General features: G+C 67.5%; 23 protein-coding genes. 10 read left to right on the forward strand and 13 right to left on the reverse strand.

Annotated elements, in window-relative coordinates:
* Nucleotides 1–286: 286 nt before the first annotated feature.
* Both AAID08_RS03670 and AAID08_RS03675 read left to right on the forward strand, forming a co-directional pair.
* Entirely contained in the window at nt 287–1,279 is a 993-nt protein-coding gene (locus tag AAID08_RS03670; protein ID WP_064526266.1) for a glycosyltransferase family 2 protein, read from the forward strand.
* Nucleotides 1,279–2,868, forward strand: a complete 1,590-nt coding sequence (locus AAID08_RS03675) for a glycosyltransferase family 39 protein (RefSeq protein WP_116791537.1) — start codon at nt 1,279–1,281, stop codon at nt 2,866–2,868. Before AAID08_RS03670 ends, AAID08_RS03675 begins: the two co-directional genes overlap by 1 nt.
* On the opposite strand, the gene AAID08_RS03680 is transcribed toward AAID08_RS03675, so the two are convergent.
* A complete protein-coding gene (locus tag AAID08_RS03680) occupies nt 2,825–3,220 on the reverse strand; it encodes a GtrA family protein (RefSeq protein ID WP_081273537.1) in 396 nt (131 codons plus the stop codon). The genes AAID08_RS03675 and AAID08_RS03680 overlap by 44 nt on opposite strands.
* A gap of 36 nt (nt 3,221–3,256) precedes the next feature.
* On the opposite strand from AAID08_RS03680, the gene AAID08_RS03685 reads away from it, so the two are divergent.
* Nucleotides 3,257–4,075: a ChbG/HpnK family deacetylase gene (locus tag AAID08_RS03685; RefSeq protein WP_054503551.1), complete on the forward strand. Its 819-nt coding sequence runs from the start codon at nt 3,257–3,259 to the stop codon at nt 4,073–4,075.
* 36 nt (nt 4,076–4,111) lie between these two features.
* Here AAID08_RS03685 and AAID08_RS03690 read toward each other — a convergent pair whose 3' ends face one another.
* Entirely contained in the window at nt 4,112–4,975 is an 864-nt protein-coding gene (locus AAID08_RS03690) for a LysR family transcriptional regulator (RefSeq protein WP_064526166.1), read from the reverse strand.
* Between the two features lie 105 nt (nt 4,976–5,080).
* On the opposite strand from AAID08_RS03690, the gene AAID08_RS03695 reads away from it, so the two are divergent.
* Nucleotides 5,081–5,572, forward strand: coding sequence for a multidrug/biocide efflux PACE transporter (locus tag AAID08_RS03695; RefSeq protein WP_047993461.1), 492 nt, complete (start codon nt 5,081–5,083; stop codon nt 5,570–5,572).
* Here the strand turns inward: AAID08_RS03695 and AAID08_RS03700 are convergent.
* The 9 genes from AAID08_RS03700 to AAID08_RS03740 all read right to left on the reverse strand — a co-directional run bounded on the left by AAID08_RS03700 (nt 5,547) and on the right by AAID08_RS03740 (nt 14,044).
* On the reverse strand, nt 5,547–6,197 hold the full coding sequence (locus AAID08_RS03700) for a GntR family transcriptional regulator (RefSeq protein WP_064526163.1): 651 nt from the start codon (nt 6,195–6,197) through the stop codon (nt 5,547–5,549). The genes AAID08_RS03695 and AAID08_RS03700 overlap by 26 nt on opposite strands.
* On the reverse strand, nt 6,197–7,162 hold the full coding sequence (locus AAID08_RS03705) for a branched-chain amino acid ABC transporter permease (protein WP_054506155.1): 966 nt from the start codon (nt 7,160–7,162) through the stop codon (nt 6,197–6,199). The genes AAID08_RS03700 and AAID08_RS03705 overlap by 1 nt, the downstream gene beginning before the upstream one ends.
* A gap of 1 nt (nt 7,163) precedes the next feature.
* Complete coding sequence (locus tag AAID08_RS03710; RefSeq protein WP_006388713.1) at nt 7,164–8,066, reverse strand: branched-chain amino acid ABC transporter permease; 903 nt, start codon at nt 8,064–8,066, stop codon at nt 7,164–7,166.
* 112 nt (nt 8,067–8,178) lie between these two features.
* Nucleotides 8,179–9,384, reverse strand: coding sequence for an ABC transporter substrate-binding protein (locus AAID08_RS03715; protein ID WP_395757366.1), 1,206 nt, complete (start codon nt 9,382–9,384; stop codon nt 8,179–8,181).
* 86 nt (nt 9,385–9,470) lie between these two features.
* Complete coding sequence (locus tag AAID08_RS03720; RefSeq protein ID WP_064526158.1) at nt 9,471–10,190, reverse strand: ABC transporter ATP-binding protein; 720 nt, start codon at nt 10,188–10,190, stop codon at nt 9,471–9,473.
* Nucleotides 10,183–10,938, reverse strand: a complete 756-nt coding sequence (locus AAID08_RS03725; RefSeq protein WP_054503509.1) for an ABC transporter ATP-binding protein — start codon at nt 10,936–10,938, stop codon at nt 10,183–10,185. The genes AAID08_RS03720 and AAID08_RS03725 overlap by 8 nt, the downstream gene beginning before the upstream one ends.
* A 76-nt stretch (nt 10,939–11,014) precedes the next feature.
* Nucleotides 11,015–11,926: a dihydrodipicolinate synthase family protein gene (locus AAID08_RS03730; protein ID WP_064526157.1), complete on the reverse strand. Its 912-nt coding sequence runs from the start codon at nt 11,924–11,926 to the stop codon at nt 11,015–11,017.
* Between the two features lie 271 nt (nt 11,927–12,197).
* Entirely contained in the window at nt 12,198–13,085 is an 888-nt protein-coding gene (locus AAID08_RS03735; RefSeq protein WP_064526156.1) for an alpha/beta hydrolase, read from the reverse strand.
* A 71-nt stretch (nt 13,086–13,156) separates the two neighbouring features.
* Nucleotides 13,157–14,044 (reverse strand): LysR family transcriptional regulator, encoded by an 888-nt coding sequence (locus tag AAID08_RS03740; RefSeq protein ID WP_054503512.1) that lies wholly within the window; start codon nt 14,042–14,044, stop codon nt 13,157–13,159.
* A 95-nt stretch (nt 14,045–14,139) separates the two neighbouring features.
* On the opposite strand from AAID08_RS03740, the gene AAID08_RS03745 reads away from it, so the two are divergent.
* Nucleotides 14,140–14,544: a CidA/LrgA family protein gene (locus tag AAID08_RS03745; protein ID WP_054503513.1), complete on the forward strand. Its 405-nt coding sequence runs from the start codon at nt 14,140–14,142 to the stop codon at nt 14,542–14,544.
* Complete coding sequence (locus tag AAID08_RS03750; protein WP_054503514.1) at nt 14,534–15,226, forward strand: LrgB family protein; 693 nt, start codon at nt 14,534–14,536, stop codon at nt 15,224–15,226. Before AAID08_RS03745 ends, AAID08_RS03750 begins: the two co-directional genes overlap by 11 nt.
* Before the next feature lie 10 nt (nt 15,227–15,236).
* Here AAID08_RS03750 and AAID08_RS03755 read toward each other — a convergent pair whose 3' ends face one another.
* Complete coding sequence (locus tag AAID08_RS03755) at nt 15,237–15,881, reverse strand: LysE family translocator (RefSeq protein ID WP_395757367.1); 645 nt, start codon at nt 15,879–15,881, stop codon at nt 15,237–15,239.
* Nucleotides 15,882–16,111: 230 nt separating this feature from the next.
* Here AAID08_RS03755 and AAID08_RS03760 point away from each other — a divergent pair, with 230 nt between their 5' ends.
* The 4 genes from AAID08_RS03760 (at nt 16,112) to fusA (ending at nt 20,844) form a co-directional block, all read left to right on the forward strand.
* The gene (locus tag AAID08_RS03760) at nt 16,112–17,509 is read left to right on the forward strand and encodes a PLP-dependent aminotransferase family protein (protein WP_144657102.1); all 1,398 of its coding nucleotides are present in this window, start codon (nt 16,112–16,114) and stop codon (nt 17,507–17,509) included.
* Nucleotides 17,510–17,555: 46 nt separating this feature from the next.
* Nucleotides 17,556–17,900, forward strand: coding sequence for a TIGR01244 family sulfur transferase (locus AAID08_RS03765; RefSeq protein ID WP_025137488.1), 345 nt, complete (start codon nt 17,556–17,558; stop codon nt 17,898–17,900).
* Nucleotides 17,901–17,987: 87 nt separating this feature from the next.
* Complete coding sequence (locus AAID08_RS03770; RefSeq protein ID WP_006388728.1) at nt 17,988–18,452, forward strand: universal stress protein; 465 nt, start codon at nt 17,988–17,990, stop codon at nt 18,450–18,452.
* A 280-nt stretch (nt 18,453–18,732) separates the two neighbouring features.
* Nucleotides 18,733–20,844, forward strand: a complete 2,112-nt coding sequence (gene fusA / locus AAID08_RS03775; protein WP_064526154.1) for an elongation factor G — start codon at nt 18,733–18,735, stop codon at nt 20,842–20,844.
* A gap of 70 nt (nt 20,845–20,914) precedes the next feature.
* Here the strand turns inward: fusA and AAID08_RS03780 are convergent, their stop codons facing one another.
* Entirely contained in the window at nt 20,915–21,871 is a 957-nt protein-coding gene (locus tag AAID08_RS03780) for a DMT family transporter (RefSeq protein ID WP_395757368.1), read from the reverse strand.
* Nucleotides 21,872–22,039 lie beyond the last annotated feature (168 nt).

Here is a 22,039-nt window from a genome sequence, read left to right on the forward strand (position 1 = left end):
GTGAAAACAAGAACTTCCCGCATTTTACCGACGCCCGGAAGGCGTCGCTTCACGTCTCTTAACAAATCGGGGACAGAGATTTACGCGACTTTATATCTCTGCCGGCCACGCTGCCTAGAATTGCCGGAATGCGACCAGTCTTATAGCCAGGGCATTTGATGAAAATTCGACGATGGCTTGCGCATACTGCCCGGCATAACGTCCCGCATTCCAATTTCAGAGCATCATGCATATCCAATTCCGGTCCGAGCCCCAGGGGCAGCAAGTCCTGACCAAAGCGTTTCCCATGGAAGCGGTCTGGGGGACGGCGGCCGCCAATGTGCCGTACGACGCCTGCGTCACCTGCGTCATTCCGTGCCTGAATGAATGCGAGAACCTGCGCGTGCTGCTGCCGCTGCTGCGCAGCCGGCTGTCGGCGTTGTGCTCCGGCTGGGAGATCATCGTCGCCGACGACGGCAGCACCGATGGCACCGAGGCGCTGATGGCCGAATGGTCCCAGTACGATGGCTTCCGCTACGTGCAACTGTCGCGCAATTTCGGCAAGGAAGCCGCGCTCAGCGCCGGGCTCGAAAGCGCCACCGGCGACGTCGTGATCTGCCTGGATGCGGACATGCAGCATCCGCCCGCCCTGATCGAGCAGATGCTGGCCCGCTGGGCCGCCGGCGCCGAGATGGTCTACGCCGTGCGCGAAACCCGCAGCGACGAGTCCTGGGTCAAGCGCACCGGCGCCCGCTGGTTCTACAAGCTGCTGAGCGGCGCCCGCGGCGTGGACGTGCCGGCCCACGCCGGCGACTTCCGCCTGATGAGCCGCAACGTGGTGGACGCGCTGAACGCGCTGCCCGAGCGCACCCGCTTCATGAAGGGGCTGTACGCCTGGGTCGGTTTCAAGGGCGAGGCGCTGCCTTACACCCCCGACGAACGCATGCACGGCGACAGCCGCTTCGGCAGCATGCGCCTGGCGCGGCTGGCGCTGGACGGCCTGACCGCCTTCACCACCTGGCCGCTGCGCCTGGTCAGCCTCGTCGGCGTGCTGTTCGCCGTGCTGGCGATGGCCTACGCGGCGTACCTGGTGATCGATTTCCTCGTGTCCGGCAACCCGGTGTCCGGCTGGACCACCATCGTGACGGCCGTGCTGTTCTTCGCCGGCGTCAATCTGATCTCGCTGGGCGTGGTGGGCGAATACGTCGCCCGCATCTTCGACGAGGTCAAGGGGCGCCCGCTGTTCGTCGTGCGCCGCCGCCAGGGGCAGGCCGCCCGCGCCGACAAGGTCGCGCACTGATGGCCGCCGCGATGCAACAGCCGGCGCGTTCCGATTGGATCCCGCCGGCGGGCAGGTTCCTGCTCGCCATCGGTTTCTGGCTGGCCTTCCTGGCCTGGGTGCGGCCCCTGACGCTGCCCGACGAGGGCCGCTACGCCGGCGTCGCCTGGGACATGCTGCGCAGCGGTTCGCACATGGTGCCGCTGCTCGACGGCATGCCTTATTTCCACAAGCCGCCGCTGTACTACTGGCTGACCGAGTTGTCCTTCACGGTGTTCGGCGTGCACCCCTGGGCCGCGCGCCTGCCGTCGCTGCTGGCCTCTTGGGCCGCCATTGCCGGGCTGTACGCCTTCGTGCGCCGTTACCGCGACGCCGCCAGCGCGACGCTGACCGCGCTGGTGCTGGCCACCGTGCCGTTCTTCTACGGCGGTTCGCAATTCGCCAACCTGGACATGCTGGTCGCCGGCATGATCACCCTGTGCGTGCTGGCCGCGGCCGACACCGTGCTGCGTGTCGAGCGCGGCGAGGCCTATCGCTGGATGTCGCTGGCCGCCGCCGCGCTGGCCGGCCTGGCAGTCCTGGCCAAAGGCCTGATCGGCCTGGTGCTGCCGGGCGCCATCCTGTTCGTGTGGCTGGTCTGGAGTCGCCGCTGGCGTGGCCTGGGGGCGCTGGTCTGGCCGCCCGCGTTGCTGGTGTTTGCGGTGGTCGCGGTGCCGTGGTTCGCGCTGATGCAGATCCGCTATCCCGGGTTCTACGACTACTTCTTCGTCTACCAGCATTTCCAGCGCTTCGCCGCCTCCGGTTTCAACAACGCCCAGCCGTTCTGGTTCTACCTGCCCGTGGTGGTCGGCCTGAGCCTGCCGTGGTCCCTCTGGGGCGGCGGCATCCTGCGCAAGGCGTTCTGGGCGGAGGGCCCCCAGCGCGACCTGCGGCGCCTGGCGCTGATCTGGTTCGTGGTGGTGGTAGGCTTCTTCTCGCTGCCCAACTCCAAGCTGGTCGGCTACGTGCTGCCGGCGTTGCCGCCGCTGGCCTTCCTGCTGGCGGAAGTGATCGTCGCCGCGGCGCGCCAGAAGAGCGACGTCCTGACGCCGCGCCTGGTGCGCATCTGCGTGGCCGTCGGCGCCGGCATCTGTGTGCTGGCCATCGGCATCGCGGCCCACTCCGCCCGTGGCAGCGCCGGCCCGCTGGCCGCGCAGATCCGTTCGCTGGCTCAGCCTGCCGATACCTTCGTGTCGTTGCACACCTATCCGTTCGACCTGGCGCTGTACGCCAAGGCGCCCAACCCGACCTGGGTGGTGGACGACTGGCTCAATCCGGAAGTGCCGGTGCGCGACAACTGGCGCAAGGAACTCTATGACGCCGCCAAGTTCGAGCCCCAGGTGGGCAAGCAGGTGCTGATCAGCGCCGACGAATTCCACGCCCGCCTGTGCGCGGCGCCCGATGGCGCCCGCTACTGGGTCTGGGGCACCAAGTCGGACGCGGGCAGCTACCGCGCCCTGGCCGGCCTCGAACCGGTGGCGAACAGCGTGAAATACGTGATCTGGCAGGTGGTCTCGGACGCCGCGTTCAAGCAGCGGGCTTGTGGCGGAACGCCCAAAGCCGGCTCGTGATGAAGGTGGCCACCGCCAGGCCGATCAGGATGAGCGCCAGCAGGATGTCGTAGCGGATGGCCGTTACCCGCAGCAACCAGGCGTAAGCGGATTCATTGATGATGAAGCCCGCGGCTGAAATGAAGAAGAAACGACGTACTGCTATGGTCCAGGGTGTCTTCGAATGTCTGAACGTGAGCCGATAGTGTCCGCTGAAGGACACCACGAACGCCACCAGCCAGCCGATCAGGTTGGCCAGGAGCGGGGCCGCGCCCAGGCCTTCGACGCAGGCGACCGCGACGCCCCAGTGGGTGGCGGCCGCTGCGCATCCGACGAAGACGAACAGAATGACTTGCTGAAGCAGGGCGCGCATGTGGGGCGTGTCGATGAAAAAAAGCGGGGTGAGGACTTGACCAAACGCATAGTGATTTGCGGTGACGATTTTGGCATGAATGCCGATATTGATGAAGGCATGATCGCGCTCGCCGGCATGGGCCGGCTGAGCGCGGTCAGTTGCCTGTCGCTGGGACCGACCTTCCGCGCCAATGCGGCGCGGCTGGCGGCGCAGGACGCCGATCTCGGCTTGCACGTGAACTTCACCGAGCCCTTGGGCAATGGTTTCGATGCCGACCTGCCGCCGCTGTCGAAGTTGATCCTGCGTGCCTATCTGCGGCGCCTGGATGCGGCCTGGGTCGACCAGCACCTGGCGCGCCAGTTCGACGCCTTTGAGGCAGCCTTCGGCCGCGCTCCCGACTACGTCGACGGCCATCAGCACGTGCACCAGTTGCCCGTGATCCGCGAACGCCTGCTGGTCATGCTCAAGCAGCGCTACGGCGCCCGCATGCCGTGGTTGCGCCAGACGGCGCCTGGCATGCTTTGCGGCATTCCGCTGAAGGAATCGCTCAAGGCGCGCATCATCGGCGCGCTGGGCGCGGCCGAACTGGGCCGCCGCGCCAACCGTGAAGGCCTGCGCACCAACCGCCGGCTGCTGGGTGTCTACGGTTTCGAGGGGGGCAAGCGGCGCTATGCCGACCTGCTGCAGAACTGGCTGTTCAATGCCCGCGACTGCGATCTGCTGATGTGCCATCCGGCCAAGGACAGCCAGGGCGGCAGCGCCATGGCGCGCCAGCGCCGCGCCGAATACGATGTGCTGGCCTGCCCCAAGCTGGGCGACTGGCTGGCCGCCAACGGCGTGCGCATTTCGCGCCTGCCGCACACCGCGCGCTAGGCGCGTCGTGCGCCAGGGCGTCCACGCTTGCCGACATCAGGCACGCGTCAGGCTCTGCAGCAGCCAGGCGCCGGCCGGTCCCAGCGGTCGGCGGGTCGACCACACCGCGTCCACCCGGATCTGGCGCGGCCACCCCGGCACCGCCAGTTCCACCAGTTGCCCGCGGCCGAAGCGCTGCAGCATCCAGCGCGGCAACTCGGTCCAGCCAAATCCCAGCGTGGCCATTTCCAGCAGCATCAGGTAGCCCGGCGCCGACCAGGTCGACTGCGACGGCGCGGGGTCCTTGTCGTCCAGCTCATAGGTGCTCAGGCGCAGCTCGCGCTCGGTCTTCAGGTGGTCCCGGGTGACCCCCGACAGCGTCGCCAGCGGATGGCCGCGGCCGACGCACAGCACGATCTCCGACGCTTCGCGCAGCGTCGCGTGGGCCATGTCGGGCGGATAGCTTTCCTGCGCCGCCATCAGCCCCAGGTGGGCGCGGCCCTGCTGCACCAGCGCGACCACGTCCTCGTATTCCGCGATCAGGCACTCGAAGCGCAGCGCCGGATAGCGCTGGTCGATCTGGCTGAGCATGTTCTCAAAGGTTTCGGACTGAAACGTATCCGACAGCACCACGGTCAGGCGCGGCTCCAGTCCGGCGGACAGTTGGCTGGCGCTACGGTTCAGGCGGTCGTTGGCCGCCAGCACCTGCAAGGCCTGGCCCAGCAGCACCTGGCCGGCCTCGGTCAGCGCCGGCTGCCGCTGGCTGCGGTCGAACAGGGTCACGTTCAGGTCGACCTCGAGGTTGGCGATAGTCTCGCTGACGGTGGATTGGCTCTTGCCCAGCTTGCGGGCCGCCGCTGAAAAGGTGCCCTCGGCGGCCACCTGGGCGAAGGTGGCCAGGGATTCCAGGGAATGGCGCATGGATGGGTGTTGTATCGGAATTTCCGATGGATTCTATCTTTATCGTACCGGAAATATCGTCGAAAATCCCCCGGTCACTGAAACAAACGACCTCAGAGGTGGGTCATGACGCAAGCCAAGAAAACCATCAAGGAGCGCTTCATCCACGCTTTCCTGTTCGAAATCCTCGCCATCGGCCTGTGCGCGCCGGTGGCCGCCTGGGCCATGGGCAAGTCGCTGTTCGAAATGGGCGTGCTGACCGCCGTGATCGCCTGGATCGCGCTGGTCTGGAACATGATCTACAACGCCGGCTTCGACCGCCTCGAAAATCGCCTGGGCATCACCCGCAACCTGCGCGTGCGCGTGATCCACGCGTTCGGCTTCGAGCTGGGGCTGATCCTGATCGTGATCCCGCTGGCCGCCTGGTGGCTGAACATCAGCCTGTGGCAGGCCTTCGTGCTGGACATCGCGCTGGTGCTGTTCTACCTGCCGTACGCCTTCTTCTACAACCTGGGCTACGACCGCGCCCGCCCGCGCGTCATGGCCTGGCTGGCGCGCGGCGCCAAGGACGCCGCCGCCCCGGCCGCGAGCGCTACGCGTCAATCACCTTGCGCGTAAACATCTCCAGGTAGTCCATCAGCGAATCCGCGCCCTGGATGGCCGCCGCTTCGTCGCCCGTGGCGATGCCGGCGGCCATGGCCATGTGGCGGCGCGCGCCCTCGGCGATGTCGCCCTCGTGCTGGTAGGCGTACCAGAAGCGCCGGCACTGGATGATCAGCGGTTCCACCGCATTCACGGCCGAGACGTTGCGGCAGGCGCTGTGGCAGACGTGGTCGAGCAACTGGTCGGCCTGCATGTAGTCGTCAAGGTTGCCGCCCTCGGCCGCGCGCACCATCTGCGTCGCGCATTCGACAATCTGGGCGCGTTGCGCCGGCGTGGCGCGGCGCGCCGCGCTGGCGGCGATCAACTGCTCCAGCGCCCGGCGGGTCTGGATCAGGTCCATGTGGTCGGCAAGCTGGATCATCGAGACCCGCAGGCCGCGCCGCGGTTCCTGGCGGATCAGGCCGGCCGCCACCATGCGCAGCAACGCTTCGCGCAGCGGGGTGCGGCCCAGGCCGGTCTTTTCGATCAGATCCGCTTCAACGACCGCGCTGCCCGGCTGCAATTGCAGGGTGGCGATCATGCTTTCGATCTGGTCGTAGGCGACGTCTGCCGCGCGCCTTTTGGGTTCTGCTCCTGCCATCAACGGTTGTTTTCCTTCGTTTTGCGCCACTGCGTGTAGGCCAGCCATTCGCCGACGAACCCGCGCCGGAAGAACGACACGCACAACACGAAAATCAACCCGATGACGATGGTGACGACATCGCCCAGGGTGGCCAGGTAGTTCTGCAGGCTGACGACCAGCGTGGCGCCCACCACGGGGCCCCACACGGTGCCGATCCCGCCCAGCAGCGTCATCAGCAGGACTTCGGTGGAGGTGGCCAGCGACACGTCGTTGAGCGCCACCAGTTGCAGCACCAGCGCCTTGAGCGAGCCGGCCAGGCCGGCCACCGAAGCCGACAGCACGAACGCCAGCAGCTTGCAACGATCCGTATCGTACCCCAGCGAAATGGCCCGCGGCGCGTTGTCGCGGATGGTCTTAAGCACCTGTCCGAAGGGCGAATGGATGACCCGGTAGACGAACAGGAACCCCAGCACGAACACGCCCAGCGTGAAGTAATACATGTTGGTGTCGGCGCTCAGGTCCACCAGGCCCAGGAACTTGCCGCGCGGAATGCCCTGCATGCCGTCCTCGCCGCGCGTCCAGCGGACCTGCACCGCCATGAAGTAGGCCACCTGCGACAGCGCCAGCGTGATCATGGCGAAGTAGATGCCGGTGCGGCGGATCGCCAGCCAGCCGATGGCATAGCCGATGGCGGCGGCCATGGCCACGCCGCACAGCATTGCCAGCTCGGGCGGCAGGCCGGCCGCGCCGTACAGGATCATCATTTCGCCGGCGGCATAGCCGGCCCAGCCGAAGAAGGCGGCATGGCCGAACGACACCAGGCCGGTGAAGCCGGTCAGCAGGTTGAAGGCCAGCGCGAACAGCGCGAAGCACAGCACCTTCATCACGAACACCGGATAGACCACTTGCGGGAACCACGGGACCAGCAGCGCCGGCACCAGCAGCAGCGCGAGGATGCGGATGGAAAGAGGGAAGCGCGACACCTTATTTCTCCTTGCCGAACAGGCCCGCGGGGCGCGTCAGCAGCACCACCGCCATCACGATGAACACGACCACGGTGGACGCTTCGGGGTAGAACACCTTGGCCAGGCCCTCCAGCAGGCCCAGCGCCAGGCCGGTGACGATGGCGCCCATGATCGAGCCGAGGCCGCCGATCACCACCACCGCGAACACGATATTGAGCAGGTTGGAGCCCATCAGCGGGTTGATCTGCATGACGGGCGCGGCCAGCACGCCCGCCACGCCGGCCAGCGCCACGCCGAAGCCGTAGGTCAGCGTGATCATCACCGGCACGTTGACGCCGAAGGCCTGCAGCAGCCGGGCGTTCTCGGTGCCGGCGCGCAGCAGCGCGCCCAGGCGGGTGCGCTCGAACAGGTACCAGGTCAGCAGGCACAGCAGCAGCGACGCCACCACCACGAAGGCGCGGTACGCCGGCAGGAACATGAAGCCCAGGTCGAAGCCGCCCTGCAGGATCTCGGGCGGCTCGTAGCCCACGCCGGAGATGCCGTAGAAGTAGCGGAACCCGCCTTCCATCATCAGCGCGATGCCGAAGGTCAGCAGCAGGCCGTACAGGTGGTCCAGATGGTAGAGCCGCTTGAGCAGCGTCTTCTCGATGACCACTCCGACCGCGCCGACAATCAGCGGCGCCAGCACCAGGGCCGCCCAGAAGTTGATCTGCGCGCCCGGGCCCAGCAGTTGCGGAAGCTGGGTGAAGCCGATCCACGCCAGGAACGCCGCCATCATGAACTGGGCGCCGTGGGTGAAATTGACGATGTTGAGCAGGCCGAAGATGATGGCCAGCCCCATGCTGAGGATGGCGTAGAAGCAGCCGTTGATCAGCCCCACCAGCAGTTGGGCGAGCAGGGCGGGAAGCGAGATGTCGAACATAGTGGGCGGCGATCGGACACGGGACGCGTCGGTTTGCGGGAGGCGCGCGTTGCCGCGCGCCGCGGGCGGATCGAACCGGCGCCGGGCGCAAGCCGCCCGGCGCCAGCGGGCGTCAGGACTTGTTCAGCGCGCAGGCGGCCTGCGGCTTGGGAAAGACCTCGTCGCCCTTGAGCACCGACTTCACGTGGTAGTAGTCCCAAGGCGCCTTGGACTCGGCCGGCGCCTTCACCTGCAACAGCAGCATGTCGTGCACCAGCGCGCCATCCGCGCGCAGCTTGCCGTTGCGGATCACGGCGTCGTTGATGGTCATCTCGCGCAGCTTGGCCATGACCGCCGGCGCCTCGTCGGTGCCGGCCGCCTCGATCGCCTTCAGGTAGGACAGCGTGGCCGAGTAGACGCCCGCCTGCGAGGCCGTCGGCATCTTCTTGGCCTTCTCGAAGAACTTCCTGGCCCAGGCGCGCGAGGCGTCGTCGTAGTCCCAGTAGAACGCCTCGGTCAGGTACATGCCCTGTGCCTTGGCCAGGCCCATGCTGTGCACGTCCGAAATGTAGGTGAGCAGCGGCGCCACGATCTGCTTCTTGGTGATGCCGAATTCGTTGGCCTGCTTGACCGCGTTGACGGTGTCGTTGCCGGCGTTGGCCAGGGCGATCACGTCGGCCTTGGAGGCCTGCGCCTTCAGCAGGAACGACGAGAAATCGTTGCCGGGGAAGGGGTGGCGCGACACGCCGACGACGCTGCCGCCGTTCTCCTGGATGACTTCGGTGGCGTCCTTCTCCAGCGAATGGCCGAAGGTGTAGTCGGCGGTGATGAAGTACCAGCTCTTCTTGCCTTCCTTGACCAGCGCGCGCGCCGTGCCGGCCGCCAGCGCGTAGGTGTTGCTGGTCCATTGCGCGTTCAGCGGCGAGCACTTCTCGCCCAGGATCGCCGTCGACAGGCCCGCGGACGGCATGGTCACGCGGTTCTTCTGGCGCGCGATCTCCATCACGGCCAGCGCGGTCGACGCGGTGGGGAAGTCGGTGATCATGTCGACCTTGCCCTGGTCGAACCATTCGCGCGCCAGGTTGGCGGCGACGTCGGGCTTGTTCTGATGGTCGGCGGCCACCACCTCGACCGGCTTGCCCAGCACCTTGTTGCCCATCTCCTCGGCCGCCATGCGCGCCGCGATCACCGAGCCGTTGCCGGCCAGGTCGGAATAGACGCCGGACAGGTCGGTCAGCACGCCGACCTTGACGATGCCGTCGCTGATGCCGGTCTCGGCGTGGGCGGCGCCCGCCAAGCCGATGGCGCACAGCGCCGCTGCAATTCGATTCAATTTCATCTGACTACGCTCCGTAGGGGAATGGGGGGACTGCGGTCGGAAGCAACACGGGAACTGCAATGACGGGGAACTGCGCGCGACGGCCTTCAGATGCCGAGCAGGGTGTTGAGCCGGTCCTGCGACCGCTCGACCTCGGCCCGCTCGATCACGGCGGCCACCTGGCCATGTTCGATGACGTAATGGCGGTCCGCCAGGTGCCGGGCGAAGCGGAAGTTCTGCTCGACCAGCACGGTGGTGTAGCCGCGCTCCTGCAATTGCCGGATCACCCGGCCCAGCGCCTGCACGATGACGGGCGCCAGGCCTTCGGTGATTTCATCGAGCAGCAGCAGGCGGGCGCCGGTGCGCAGGATGCGCGCCATCGCCAGCATCTGCTGCTCGCCGCCCGACAGCCGCGTTCCGGGGCTGTGGGCGCGTTCCTTCAGGTTGGGGAACATCGTGTAGATCTCTTCCACCGACATGCCGTCCGGTCCCACCGAGGGCAGCAGCATGAGGTTCTCCTCGGCGGACAGCGAGGCGTAGATGCCGCGCTCTTCGGGGCAATAGCCGATGCCCCGGCGCGCGATCTTGTGCGGCGGCAGGCCGATGGTTTCCTGGCCTTGCACCTTGATGGAGCCGCTGCGCCGGCCCACCAGGCCCAGCACCGACTTCAGGGTCGAGCTGCGGCCCGCGCCATTGCGGCCCAGCAGCGTGATGCACTCGCCCGCCTTCACGTCCAGGTCGATGCCGTGCAGGATGTGCGATTCGCCATACCAGGCGTGCAGATCGCGGATCTCCAGCATGGACCGCGCCGGGGTCTTGTCATTCATCTTCCGCTCCCATGTACGCTTCGCGCACCGCGGGGTTCGCGGACACCTCGGCGTACGGACCCTCGGCCAGGATCTCGCCGCGTTGCAGGACGGTGATGGTGTCGCAGATGTCGGCCACCACCTTCATGTTGTGTTCCACCATCAGGATGCTGCGGCCGGCCGAGACCTGCTTGATCAGGTGCTTGACGCGGTCCACGTCCTCGTGGCCCATGCCTTGCGTCGGCTCATCCAGCAACAGCAGTTCCGGCTCCAGCGCCAGCGTGGTGGCGATCTCCAGCGTGCGCTTGCGGCCGTAGGGCAGGTCACCGGCGGCCACGTCCAGTTGCCCGCGCAGGCCGACCTGGTCGAGCAGCTCCTCGACCCGCGCATGCAGCCGCTCCAGCGAGCGCTCCGAACGCCAGAAGCAGTAGTCCACGCCCAGCTTGCGCTGCAAGGCCACGCGCACGTTCTCGCGCACCGACAACTGCGCAAACACCGCCGAGATCTGGAACGAGCGCACGATGCCGCGCCGCGCCGTCTGCGCCGGCCGTTCGCCGGTGATGTCGACGCCGTCGTAGACGATCTGGCCGCGGGTCGGGATGTGGAACTTGGTGAGCAGATTGAAGACCGTGGTCTTGCCGGCCCCGTTGGGACCGATCAGCGCATGGATCGCGCCGCGCCTGACGCTCAGGTTGACGTCGTTGACCGCCACGAAGCCGCGGAATTCCTTGGTGAGGCCCCGGGTCTGAAGGATGATGTCGCTGTGCATGGTGTCCGAGAGGCTGGCGGGAGGATGGCGCGCCCCGGCCCTGCGGGCGCGCCGGTCCTGCTTCGGGCTGGGTCGTTTACTTCGACTGGTATTGCCGCGGCCGCTTGGCCAGCGCCGCTTCGATGATGCCGGCGCAGCGCTCGCGCTCGGCGCCCACCAGCGGCAGGCGCGGACGACGCACGTGCTCGTTGCCGACGCCGGCCAGGGTCTCGGCCAGCTTGATGTTCTGCACCAGCTTGGTCGAAACATCCAGGTGCAGCAGCGGCGTGAACCACTGGTACAGCGCCAGCGCTTCCTGCCACTTGCCGGCCTTCATCAGGTCGTACAGCGCCACTGTCTCGCGCGGGAAGGCGGTCACCAGGCCGGCCAGCAGGCCGTCGGCGCCCAGCGCCAGGGCTTCGAACGACAGGTCGTCGACGCCGATGAACAGTTGATAGCGGTCGCCCAGCTTGTTGCGCAGGTCGGTCACGCGGCGGATGTCGTCGCTGCTTTCCTTGATCGCCACCAGCCATTGGCAATCGGCCAGCTCGGCCATGTGCTCGGGCTTGAGGTCGACGCGGTAGGCGACCGGGTTGTTGTAGATCATGCAGGGCTTGGCGGCGGCCTCGGCCATGGTGCGGATGCTCTGCATCGCCTCGCGCGCATCGGCCACGTAGATGAGCGACGGCATCAGCATGAAGCCGTCCACGCCCAGGTCCACCGCCGCCTTGATGAAGCGCAGCGCCTCGCGGGTGCTGGTTTCCGACACGTTGGCCAGCACGGGGATGCGGCCGCCGCTGACTTCCACGGCGCAACGCGTCACCGCCAGCTTTTCCTCCAGCGTCAGGGTGCTGGCTTCGCCGAGCGAACCGCAGGTGACGAGGCCATGCACGCCGTTGTCGATCAGGAAGCCGAAGTGCTTGCGCATCGCTTCGAAGTCGAGGGTTTCGTCGGCATGGAACTTACTGGTTACGGCAGGAAAGACGCCCTGCCAACGCACGTTACTCAACTGGATTCTCCTCGGATGGCCGGCGCCGCGAAGGAAGGGCGGCGGGTGGGAGAAAGTCTAATATCCGTTAAATATATTTAGAAGATATTTTGATATGGGAGTTTCCCGAGAGCGGGTTTCCCCGGGGAGGACGGTGTGGGCGCCCGAAGGCGCAGGGGAATGGGCGGGAAGGGAGCCAGCGGAATGCCGCGCGCGCCCGCGGGATCGGGCGTGCACGCCCGATCCCGCGGGCGCGACGGATGGCTCGGCCCGTGGTGGCGCGGCGCGAGGGTCAGCCGGCCTTGCGTTGATAGGCGCGGCTGGCGTCGCGCATGAAGGTCTTCACGGCGTCGTCGTATTGCTCGCCGCTGCGGAACGCGCCCGAATGCGTCGCGCCCTCGATCTTGACCAGCCGCTTCAGTTCGGGCGCCACTCCCCGGGCGGCGGCGTAAAGCTCGTCGCTCATGGTGTGCGGCACTACGCGATCGGCGGTGCCATGCATGAACAGCATCGGCGTGTGGAGCTGCGCCAGCGTCTGCACCGAGTCGAACGGTTGCGTGACCAGCAGGCTGGCGCCGGGCACGCGGCCCCACTTCATGGTGGACAGCATCGCGCTGATGCTGGTGAAACTGGATTCGACGATCAGCCCGGCGAAGTCCGGTTGCTCCGGGCGCGCCGCCAGGTTGATCGCAATGGCGCCGCCCAGGCTGTGGCCATAGACGAAGCGGCGCGCCGGGTCCGGTTGCAGGCGGGCCAATTCCTTCAAGCCGGCCATGGCATCTTCCAGCGCGCTGGCCTCGGACGGCAGGCGCGGCGTCGACGCGCCGAAACCGCGGTAGTCGATGGCCAGGATCGAATAGCCCTTGCGGGTCCAGCCGTCGATGCGGAAGGCGCTGCCGTTCAGGTTCCAGCGCGCGCCATGCAGATACAGCACGGTGGGCGCGTCGGCCTGCGGGCTTTGCCAGTACCAGGCCCGAACCTTGTCGCCGTTGGCCAGCGCCAGGTCGTAGACCTGCGTGCCCTTGGCCGGCTCGCGCCACCAGGTCTGCGGCTCGGATTGCGGCGAGAAGATGGTCTGGCGCTGCCAGGAGTCGAGCTGCGAGCAGCCGACCACGCTGGCGGCGGCGAGCACGGCGGCGCCGATCAGGCGGCGCAGGGTGAGGCGGGGCAGGGCGGGCATGGAGGATATGACCCGCGCCGACGGGCACGGTTCCGCCGCCAGCATACAACGGCGGTTGTTGACGGCTCGCGTCAAGCGGTATCCGGATGCATCTCGCGCGCCAGTGCCAGCCAGGCCTGGGCGGCGTGCGAAAGATAGCCGCCGCGTCGCCACACCAGGCCCATTTCCCAGTCCGTGCCGGGATCGCGCACCGGCACCCGCGCCACGCCCGCATGCCGCTCCTCGTTGGCCTTCAGGCGCGGCAGGAAGGCGACCCCCAGGCCGGCCATGACCAGCGCCGCGATGAAGTCGGTCTGGCCGCTGCGGGCGGCAATCGCCGGGGTGAAGCCGGCCCGCTGGCAGGCATCGAGGATGACGCGGTTCAGCGCGAAGCCGGTCTCGAACAGGATGAAGGGCGAGTCGCGCAGTTGTTCCAGGTCGATGGCGGCGGCGCGCGCGCCAGCATGGTCGGCGGGCAACAGCGCGATCAACGGCTCGCGCGCCACCGGCTGCCAATCGAGTTCGCCGGATTCCGGGCGCAGCGACGCGGCCAGCTCGATTTCGCCGGCCATCACCATTTCCTCGAGCCGATGGCCGCCATGTTCCAGCAGGCTGATCTCGATCTGCGGATAGCGGCTGCGAAAGCGCGCGAACATCGGCGCGAACAGCGCGTTGCTGCCCAGTGGCGGCAGGCCCAGCCGCAACACGCCGCGTTTCAGGCCGCGCAGCTCGTCCAGCTCGGCGTAGAGATCGTCGCGTTCGGCCAACATCTTGACCGCGCGCCGGTAGACGATCTCGCCTGCCTCGGTCAGCCGCGGCGGCTGCGCCTGGCGGTCGAGCAAGGGCATGCCGATTTCATCCTCCAGTTGCCGCACGGCCTTGCTGACCGTGGGCTGGGTGGCGAACACGACCTTGGCCGCCTGGGAAAAACCGCCCTGGCGGACCACCTCCACCAAGGCGCGCAAGGGGCGCAGATCCATAACTATGCCTGATTGGAATGGGTTGAATTCATCAAATTCATTTTATCTATGCCCTGGCCAGGCGTAAAACGTTTCCATCCCAAGGAATTTCACCCATGTCTCGCCCACGCTATCCCGTTCTCCTGCGCAGCCTGCTGCGCCGCAGCCGCTTGCTGCAGATCGTCCTCATCACCCTGTTTTCCCTGTTGGGCCAGATGCTGGCCAATGCCGCCGGCCTGCCGGTGCCGGGCGGCGTCATCGGCATGGCGCTGGTGCTGGCGTTGCTGGCTTCGGGCCTGCTGCGCGTTCGCAACGTGCACCGGGGCGCGAGCTGGTTGCTGGGCGAGATGCTGCTGTTCTTCGTGCCCGCGGTGATGTCGTTGCTGGACCACCGCGAATTCCTGGGCGTGCTGGGCGCCAAGCTGTTGGCCGTGATCCTGCTGGGCACAGCGCTGGTCATGGCGGGCACAGCGCTGACGATCGACCTCTGCTACCGATGGATGAACCGCCATGCGGGCTGAATTCAACCTGCTGTTCTGGCCGCTGGCCACCGTGTTGGCCTATGCCTGCGCACGCCTGTTCTATCGCCGCTATGCGTACTGGTGGACGTCGACGCTGGTGGTGGCGCCGGCCCTGTTGCTGATGCTGGCGTTGCTCCTGCATACCGGCTATCGCGACTACATGTCGGGCTCGCACTGGCTGATGCTGATGCTGGGGCCGGTGATCGTTGCCTTCGCGCTGCCGCTGTACGAGCAGCGCGCGCTCATCCGCCGCTACTGGCCGGTGCTGGCGGCGGGGGTGGTGGTCGGCAGCGCCATCGCCGGACTCAGCGCCTGGTTGCTGGGCAGCCTGCTGGGCCTGCCGCCGGATCTGCGGCTGAGCCTGTTGCCGCGCTCGGTGGCCACGCCGTTCGCGGTGGCGGTGTCGTCGCACGTCGGCGGCGTACCCGACCTGACCGCGGTGTTCGTCATCGTCACCGGCGTCTTCGGCGCGGCCATCGGCCAGCTCATGCGCCGCTGGCTGCCCCTGCGTTCAGCCCTGGCTCGGGGCGCCCTGTTCGGCATGGGCGCCCACGGCGCCGGCACGGCCAAGGCGCGCGAACTGGCGGCGGAAGAGGGCGCGGTGGCCGGCCTGGTGATGGTGATGGCAGGGCTGTTCAACGTTCTGGTCACGCCCGCCGTGGTGGTGGCGCTGCGGGCCTGATCCGGCCGCGTCACTGGAAGGCTTCCAGCGCCACCGGATACAGCGAGGCCACCAGCAGCAGCGCCATGCTGACGTTGAAGGCGCGGATCGCCCACGGCTTGTGCAGCACGCGCCGCAGTGCGGTGCCGAAGGTGACCCAGATGCCGATGCTCGGCAGGTTGACGATGCCGCACACCACCGTGGCGATGACCAGGTTGGCGAAGAAGCCGGCCTGCGGCGTATAGGTGGCGATCACGCCGACGGCCATCACCCAGGCCTTGGGGTTGACCCACTGGAAGGCGGCGGCCTGCAGGAAGGTCATCGGCTTGCCGCTGACGGCGCCATCCTCCATGCCGCCCGAGTTGGCGATCTTCCAGGCCAGGTACAGCAGGTAGGCTGCGCCCACGTATTTGAGCACCGTGTAAAGCTGCGGCACCTGTTGGAACACTGATCCCAGCCCCACGCCCACCAGGAAAATCATCAGCGTGAAGCCGAGGTTCACGCCCAGCAGGTGCGGCATGCTGCGGCGAAAGCCGAAGTTCAGGCCGGACGCGGCCAGCATGACGTTGTTCGGCCCCGGCGTGATCGAACTGACCAGGGCGAACATTGCCAGGGGACCCAGCAAGGACAGGGAAGCGAGCGGCACGTCGGCCAGGCTGGCGGGGAACAACGTCATTTCTTGACTCCAATGAAACAGGGCTGCGGCCGGTCCCCGTGGCAGCCCTGGCCGCAGCCTTGCCATGGCGATGCGGCGGGGCGGTCCGCGGGGCTTGCGGGCTGATGCCATTGCTGTCACTCTACGCATAGTTATCGGTACAGTACCGGTACACTTATACATGTCACTTCAACCGCTGGCCTGGTGAAATCCCCATGACAGTTACTTCGCCTTCCATGCCCTGGCAGCCGGTGCGCCAGGCCGACGCCACGCTGGTGGCGCAATTGGCCGACGGCCTGGCCCGGCGCATCGACGAGCAGGGCTTGCGGCCGGGGACGCGCTTGCCGTCCATCCGCAAGATGGCCGAGCAGTCCGGCGTCAGCCGTTTCACGGTGGTGGAAGCCTACGACCGGCTGGTGGCGCGCGGTCTGGTCCAATCGCGGCGCGGCGCCGGCTTTTTCGTGCGCGCGCGCAGCGGGCCGCTGGCCCCGGTCGCCGTGCCCGCTTCCACGCAGAATTTCACGCCGCCGGCGCGGGTCGATATCGCCTGGCTGCTGCGTAGCATGTTCCGCGAGGGCGGCGGGCCAGGCATGCCGGGCGGCGCCGGCTTGCTGCCGGCCGACTGGCTCGATCCCGAAATGGTGGCGGGCGCGGTGCGTGCGGTGGGCCGCTCGGTGCGCGGCCATCTCGTTTCCTACGGCCATCCGCAGGGGTTTTCGCCGCTGCGCCAGCAGATCGCCGCCTCGCTGCAGAGCGACGGCGTGCCGGCCCATCCCGAACGCAATCTGCTCACCACAAATGGCGTCACCCATGCCCTGGACCTGATCGCCCGCCTGTTGGTGCAGCCCGGCGACACCGTGCTGGTCGAGGATCCGGCCTGGTTCGTCATCTTTGGCCGCCTGGCCGCCTTCGGCGCCCGGCTGATCGGCGTGCCGCGCGGTCCCGACGGTCCCGACACCGCCTTGCTGGAGCAGTTGGCGGCGCAGCACAAGCCGAAGCTGTTCATCATCAACAGCGCGGTCCACAACCCCACCGGCCACACTTTGTCGGCGGGCGCCGCCTACGACATCCTGCGCATCGCCGAGCGTCACGATTTCATGGTGGTGGAAGACGACACCTACGGCGAGCTGCATCCGGGCGGCGCCATGAAGCTGGCGGTGCTGGACCGGCTCAATCGCGTGATCCTGGTCAGCGGCTATTCCAAGATGCTGGCGGCCAGCCTGCGCGTGGGCTATCTGGCCGCCAATCCCGACATCCTGCAGAAGCTGGCCGACCTGAAGATGCTGGCCGGGTTGACTTCGCCCGAGCTGGGCGAACGGGTGGTGCACCGGGTGCTGATGGAAGGACAGTACCGGCGCCATATCGAGCGCGTGCGGCTGCGGGTGGACGAGGCCCGCCAGCGCTGCCTGAAGGGCCTGCAGAAGCTCGGCCTGACGATCCGGCACGAGCCGCAGGCAGGCATGTTCGTGTGGGCCGATTGCGGGCGCGACAGCGAGGTGCTGGCTCGCGCCGCCGCCGACCAGGGCATGCTGCTGGCGCCCGGCACGCTGTTCTCGCCATCCCAGGGGCCGTCGACCATGTTGCGGTTCTCGGTGCCGATGGTCGATGACCGGGGCGTGTGGAATATGCTGGAAAAGCTTTTCGCCTGAAACGGCTCCTACAATAATACGCAGTCATCCCCATCAAGGAATCGCCATGTCCGCACCCATCAAACCCCTCACCGAGAATTTCGCCGTCGCCCCGCAACTGGGCCCCGACGACATGGCCGACGTGGCCGCCGCCGGCTACAAGAGCGTCATCATCAACCGTCCCGACTTCGAGGGCGGCCCCGACCAGCCGACCGCCGCCGACGTGTCCAAGGCCGCCGCCGCCGCCGGCCTGAAAATCGAATACCAGCCGGTCGTCGGCAGCGCCATGACCGCCGCCGATGTGGTCCGCTTCGCCGAACTGCTGCGCACCCTGCCGGGCCCGGTGCTGGCCTACTGCCGCACCGGCACCCGCTGCACCAATCTGTTCGCCGCCGCCCAGCAACTGGGTTGACGCGCATCAAGGACCCCGGGTTCGCTTGATGTGAACCTGGCGGGTTTCCGGTAGCATGGAGCTTCCTCTCAAACAGGAGCAGGCAAGATGTTCAAGAAGATCCTGATTCCCACCGACGGCTCGCCGCTGTCGGCCCAAGCCGCCAACGCCGGCATTTCCTTCGCGCGCTCGGTGGGCGCTGACGTCGTCGCCCTCTATGTGACGCAGCCGTTCGCCGCCACCATCGGTTTCGACGGCATGGCCGCGGCCTACGCCATCACCGACGAAGACTACGAAAAGGCCTCGGCCGAGCAGGCCGACAAGTACCTCAAGCAGATCACCGACCGCGCCGACACCGCCGGCGTGAAGTCCGAGGCGCGCGCCGTGTCCAACTTCAACGTGGCCGACGGCATCGTCCAGGCCGCCGCCGACGCCGGTTGCGACCTGATCTTCATCGGCAGCCACGGCCGCAGCGGCCTGTCGCGCCTGCTGCTGGGCAGCGTCACCGCCAAGGTGCTGTCGCTGGCCAGCACCGCCGTGCTGGTGTACCGCGTCAAGGAAGAAAAGAAGTAAATCCGGCCTCGTTGCCCGTGTCAGGCCGCTGTCAGGCCTCCCGGCGCCGATGCCGGGCCCGGCCCCTCCTGGCGAGGGGCTTTTTCTTGTCCGCGCCATTCCCTATGACCCATATGGCTAAAGCTTGTAAACCGGCCCGCGGCGCGTAATATTTACGGATAAGTGCGGGCGCGGTTTCGCAACACCCGAGCACACCTCTCAACGCGGCATGGCGCCCGCCGCGGCAGTATCCGGTCGGACCTGCCGCCTACTCCTGGTGATTACTGCAAGGAACGAGGCCATGACTCGCAAGACGCCTATCGAGCTATACCGGAACATCGGCATCAGCGCCCACATCGACGCGGGCAAGACGACGACCACCGAGCGCATCCTCTTCTATACCGGTATCACCCACAAGATCGGCGAAGTGCACAACGGCGCCGCCGTGATGGACTGGATGGAGCAGGAACAGGAACGCGGCATCACCATCACGTCCGCCGCCACCACCGCCTTCTGGAAGGGCATGGGCGGCAATTATCCCGAACACCGCATCAACATCATCGACACGCCGGGCCACGTCGACTTCACCATCGAGGTCGAGCGCTCCATGCGCGTGCTGGATGGCGCGGTCATGGTCTATGACGCGGTCGGCGGCGTGCAGCCGCAATCCGAGACCGTCTGGCGCCAGGCCAACAAGTACCGCGTGCCGCGGCTGGCCTTCGTCAACAAGATGGACCGCGTCGGCGCGGACTTCCTGCGCGTGCAGCGCCAGATCAGCGAACGTCTCAAGGGCGACGCCGTGCCGGTGCAACTGCCGGTGGGCGCCGAGGACGGCTTCGAGGGCGTCATCGACCTTGTCAAGATGAAGGCCATCATCTGGGACGACGCCAGCCAGGGCGTGCGTTTCGAGTACCGTGACATTCCACCGGCGCTGCAGGCGCAGGCGCAGGAATGGCACGACAAGATGGTCGAGAAGGCCGCCGAGGCCAATGAAACGCTGCTGGAGAAATACCTGGGCGGCGAGGCGCTGACCGAGGCCGAGATCAAGCAGGGCCTGCGCCAGCGCACGGTCGCCAACGAGATCGTGCCGATGCTGTGCGGCAGCGCCTTCAAGAACAAGGGCGTGCAGGCCATGCTGGATGCCGTCATCGACTACCTGCCGTCGCCCGTCGACGTGCCCGCCATCAAGGGCCACGACGAGCGCGACCATGAAATCGAACGCCATCCCACCGACAAGGAACCGTTCTCGGCGCTGGCCTTCAAGATCATGACCGACCCGTTCGTCGGCCAGTTGGTGTTCTTCCGCGTCTACTCCGGCGTGGTCAAGTCCGGCGACTCGGTCTACAACCCGGTCAAGGAAAAGAAGGAACGCCTGGGCCGCATCCTGCAGATGCACGCCAACGAGCGGCGCGAGATCACCGAGGTCTATGCCGGCGACATCGCCGCCGCGGTAGGCGTCAAGGACGTCACCACGGGCGATACGCTGACCGATCCGGCGCACGTCATCGTGCTCGAACGCATGGTGTTCCCCGAGCCGGTCATCTCGCAGGCGGTCGAGCCCAAGACCAAGGCCGACCAGGAAAAGATGGGCATCGCCCTGGGCCGGCTGGCGCAGGAAGATCCCTCATTCCGCGTGCGCACCGACGAGGAGTCCGGCCAGACCATCATTTCCGGCATGGGCGAGCTGCACCTGGAAATCCTGGTCGACCGCATGAAGCGCGAGTTCGGCGTCGAGGCCACGGTGGGCAAGCCGCAGGTGGCCTATCGCGAGACCATCCGCAAGACCTGTGACGAGGTCGAAGGCAAGTTCGTCAAGCAGTCGGGCGGCCGCGGCCAGTACGGCCACGTGGTGCTCAAGCTCGAGCCGCAGGAGCCTGGCAAGGGCTACGAGTTCGTCGATGCCATCAAGGGCGGCGTGGTGCCGCGCGAGTTCATCCCGGCGGTGGACAAGGGCATCCGCGAGGCGCTCAACGCCGGCGTGCTGGCGGGCTATCCGGTGGTCGATGTGAAGGTGACGCTGTTCTTCGGTTCGTACCACGACGTGGACTCGAACGAGAACGCCTTCAAGATGGCCGGTTCGATGGCCTTCAAGGAAGGCATGCGGCGCGCCGACCCGGTGCTGCTGGAGCCGATGATGCAGGTCGAGGTGGAAACGCCCGAGGACTTCACCGGCAACGTCATGGGCGATCTGTCGTCACGCCGTGGCATGGTGCAGGGCATGGAAGACATCGCCGGGGGCGGCGGCAAGGTGGTGCGCGCCGAGGTGCCGCTGGCCGAGATGTTCGGCTACTCCACCTCGCTGCGCTCGCTGACGCAGGGCCGCGCCACCTACACGATGGAGTTCAAGCACTACGCCGAAGCGCCGCGCCAGGTGGCGCAGGAAGTGATCGCGGCCCAGGGTTCGGGCCGCTGAATTCCGATCGGCTCGGAACAAGGGCCACCCGTGCGGGTGGCCCTTTTTTCATGTCGGCGCTACGTGTGCCTCATGCCGGCGCGGCGGCCCCGGCCGTCGTCGCCCGCACGCGCGAGGACGCCAGCTTCACGCCCAGCAGGATCATCACGAAGCCGTAGGCATGGAACAGTTGCGGCGCCTCGCCCAGCAGCGGCCAGGCCAGCAGCGCGGCATACACCGGCACCAGGAACATCGACAGGCCCGCGGTGGCGGGGCCGGCGCGGCTGATCAGGCGGCCGTAGACGTAATACGCGCCCAGGCTGGGCACCACCGCCAGGAACAGCAGGACCGCCGCCAGCCGTGGATCGCTCCAGGGCGGGGTGGCGCCGGTGGCGGCTTCGATGCCGGCGAACGGCGCCAGCGCGATCGCGCCGCCCAGCATCATCGCCGCCAGCCGCGCGCCATCCGGCACCGCCGGCTGCGCCAGGCGCTTCTGCAGCACCGTATAGAGCGCCCAGCCGGTGGCGGCCAGCAGCACCCACAGGTCGCCCTGGCCGAACGCCAGCCGCGCCAGCGCCCAGGCGTCGCCGCGCGTCAGCACCACCAGCACGCCGCCCAGCGCCAGCGCCAGCCCGGCGGCGCGCAGGGGCGAAAGGGGCTTGCGCCAGATGACTGCCTCCAGCAGCGCCACCAGGATCGGGCTGCATGAGAAGATCAGGGCGATGTTGGTGGCGCTGGTGCTTTGGGCGCCGATGTACTGCGGCGCCACCGCCACGCCCATGCCCAGCACCGCCAGCGGCAGCAGCGTGGGCAGGCCGCGCCACAGCGCCCGGCGATGCCGCAGCAAGGCCGGCGCGGCCAGCGGCAACAGGATCAGGAAGGCGATCAGCCAGCGGCCGAAGGCCAGGAAAACGGGGGGAAGGGCGGCGTCATGGGCCCAGCGGGCGGCCACCATGTTGGAGGCGAAGAGCGCCGGTGCGGCCAGGAGCATGGCGGTGCCGGACAGGCCCAGGCCGGTTCTTGCGGGGACTGCTGCTGCGTGAGACATGATTTCCCGCCGCGCGGATCGGCGCGCGGCACACTGCGGTGGACTACACCGGCGTCGGCGCGGGGTTGTGCCACGGCGCGGGCGCTGGATCCGACGGGCGGGGTAATGCCCGTCTTGATGGAGAGTCTACGGCCGGGTCGGGAAAATAGGTTTCCTGATTCCCGCCAA

Source organism: Achromobacter sp. EB05 (assembly GCF_044232075.1).
Taxonomy (GTDB): Bacteria; Pseudomonadota; Gammaproteobacteria; order Burkholderiales; family Burkholderiaceae_B; genus Achromobacter; species Achromobacter dolens.

Bases quoted from the DNA above. Each gene is read 5' to 3' on its own strand.
- AAID08_RS03670 (WP_064526266.1), top strand. From the start codon at position 287: ATGGAAGCGGTCTGGGGGACGGCGGCCGCCAATGTGCCGTACGACGCC.
- AAID08_RS03675 (WP_116791537.1), top strand. From the start codon at position 1,279: ATGGCCGCCGCGATGCAACAGCCGGCGCGTTCCGATTGGATCCCGCCG.
- AAID08_RS03680 (WP_081273537.1), bottom strand. From the start codon at position 3,220: ATGCGCGCCCTGCTTCAGCAAGTCATTCTGTTCGTCTTCGTCGGATGC.
- AAID08_RS03690 (WP_064526166.1), bottom strand. From the start codon at position 4,975: ATGCGCCATTCCCTGGAATCCCTGGCCACCTTCGCCCAGGTGGCCGCC.
- AAID08_RS03695 (WP_047993461.1), top strand. From the start codon at position 5,081: ATGACGCAAGCCAAGAAAACCATCAAGGAGCGCTTCATCCACGCTTTC.
- AAID08_RS03700 (WP_064526163.1), bottom strand. From the start codon at position 6,197: ATGGCAGGAGCAGAACCCAAAAGGCGCGCGGCAGACGTCGCCTACGAC.
- AAID08_RS03710 (WP_006388713.1), bottom strand. From the start codon at position 8,066: ATGTTCGACATCTCGCTTCCCGCCCTGCTCGCCCAACTGCTGGTGGGG.
- AAID08_RS03715 (WP_395757366.1), bottom strand. From the start codon at position 9,384: ATGAAATTGAATCGAATTGCAGCGGCGCTGTGCGCCATCGGCTTGGCG.
- AAID08_RS03720 (WP_064526158.1), bottom strand. From the start codon at position 10,190: ATGAATGACAAGACCCCGGCGCGGTCCATGCTGGAGATCCGCGATCTG.
- AAID08_RS03725 (WP_054503509.1), bottom strand. From the start codon at position 10,938: ATGCACAGCGACATCATCCTTCAGACCCGGGGCCTCACCAAGGAATTC.
- AAID08_RS03735 (WP_064526156.1), bottom strand. From the start codon at position 13,085: ATGCCCGCCCTGCCCCGCCTCACCCTGCGCCGCCTGATCGGCGCCGCC.
- AAID08_RS03740 (WP_054503512.1), bottom strand. From the start codon at position 14,044: ATGGATCTGCGCCCCTTGCGCGCCTTGGTGGAGGTGGTCCGCCAGGGC.
- AAID08_RS03745 (WP_054503513.1), top strand. From the start codon at position 14,140: ATGTCTCGCCCACGCTATCCCGTTCTCCTGCGCAGCCTGCTGCGCCGC.
- AAID08_RS03750 (WP_054503514.1), top strand. From the start codon at position 14,534: ATGCGGGCTGAATTCAACCTGCTGTTCTGGCCGCTGGCCACCGTGTTG.
- AAID08_RS03755 (WP_395757367.1), bottom strand. From the start codon at position 15,881: ATGACGTTGTTCCCCGCCAGCCTGGCCGACGTGCCGCTCGCTTCCCTG.
- AAID08_RS03765 (WP_025137488.1), top strand. From the start codon at position 17,556: ATGTCCGCACCCATCAAACCCCTCACCGAGAATTTCGCCGTCGCCCCG.
- AAID08_RS03770 (WP_006388728.1), top strand. From the start codon at position 17,988: ATGTTCAAGAAGATCCTGATTCCCACCGACGGCTCGCCGCTGTCGGCC.
- fusA (WP_064526154.1), top strand. From the start codon at position 18,733: ATGACTCGCAAGACGCCTATCGAGCTATACCGGAACATCGGCATCAGC.
- AAID08_RS03780 (WP_395757368.1), bottom strand. From the start codon at position 21,871: ATGTCTCACGCAGCAGCAGTCCCCGCAAGAACCGGCCTGGGCCTGTCC.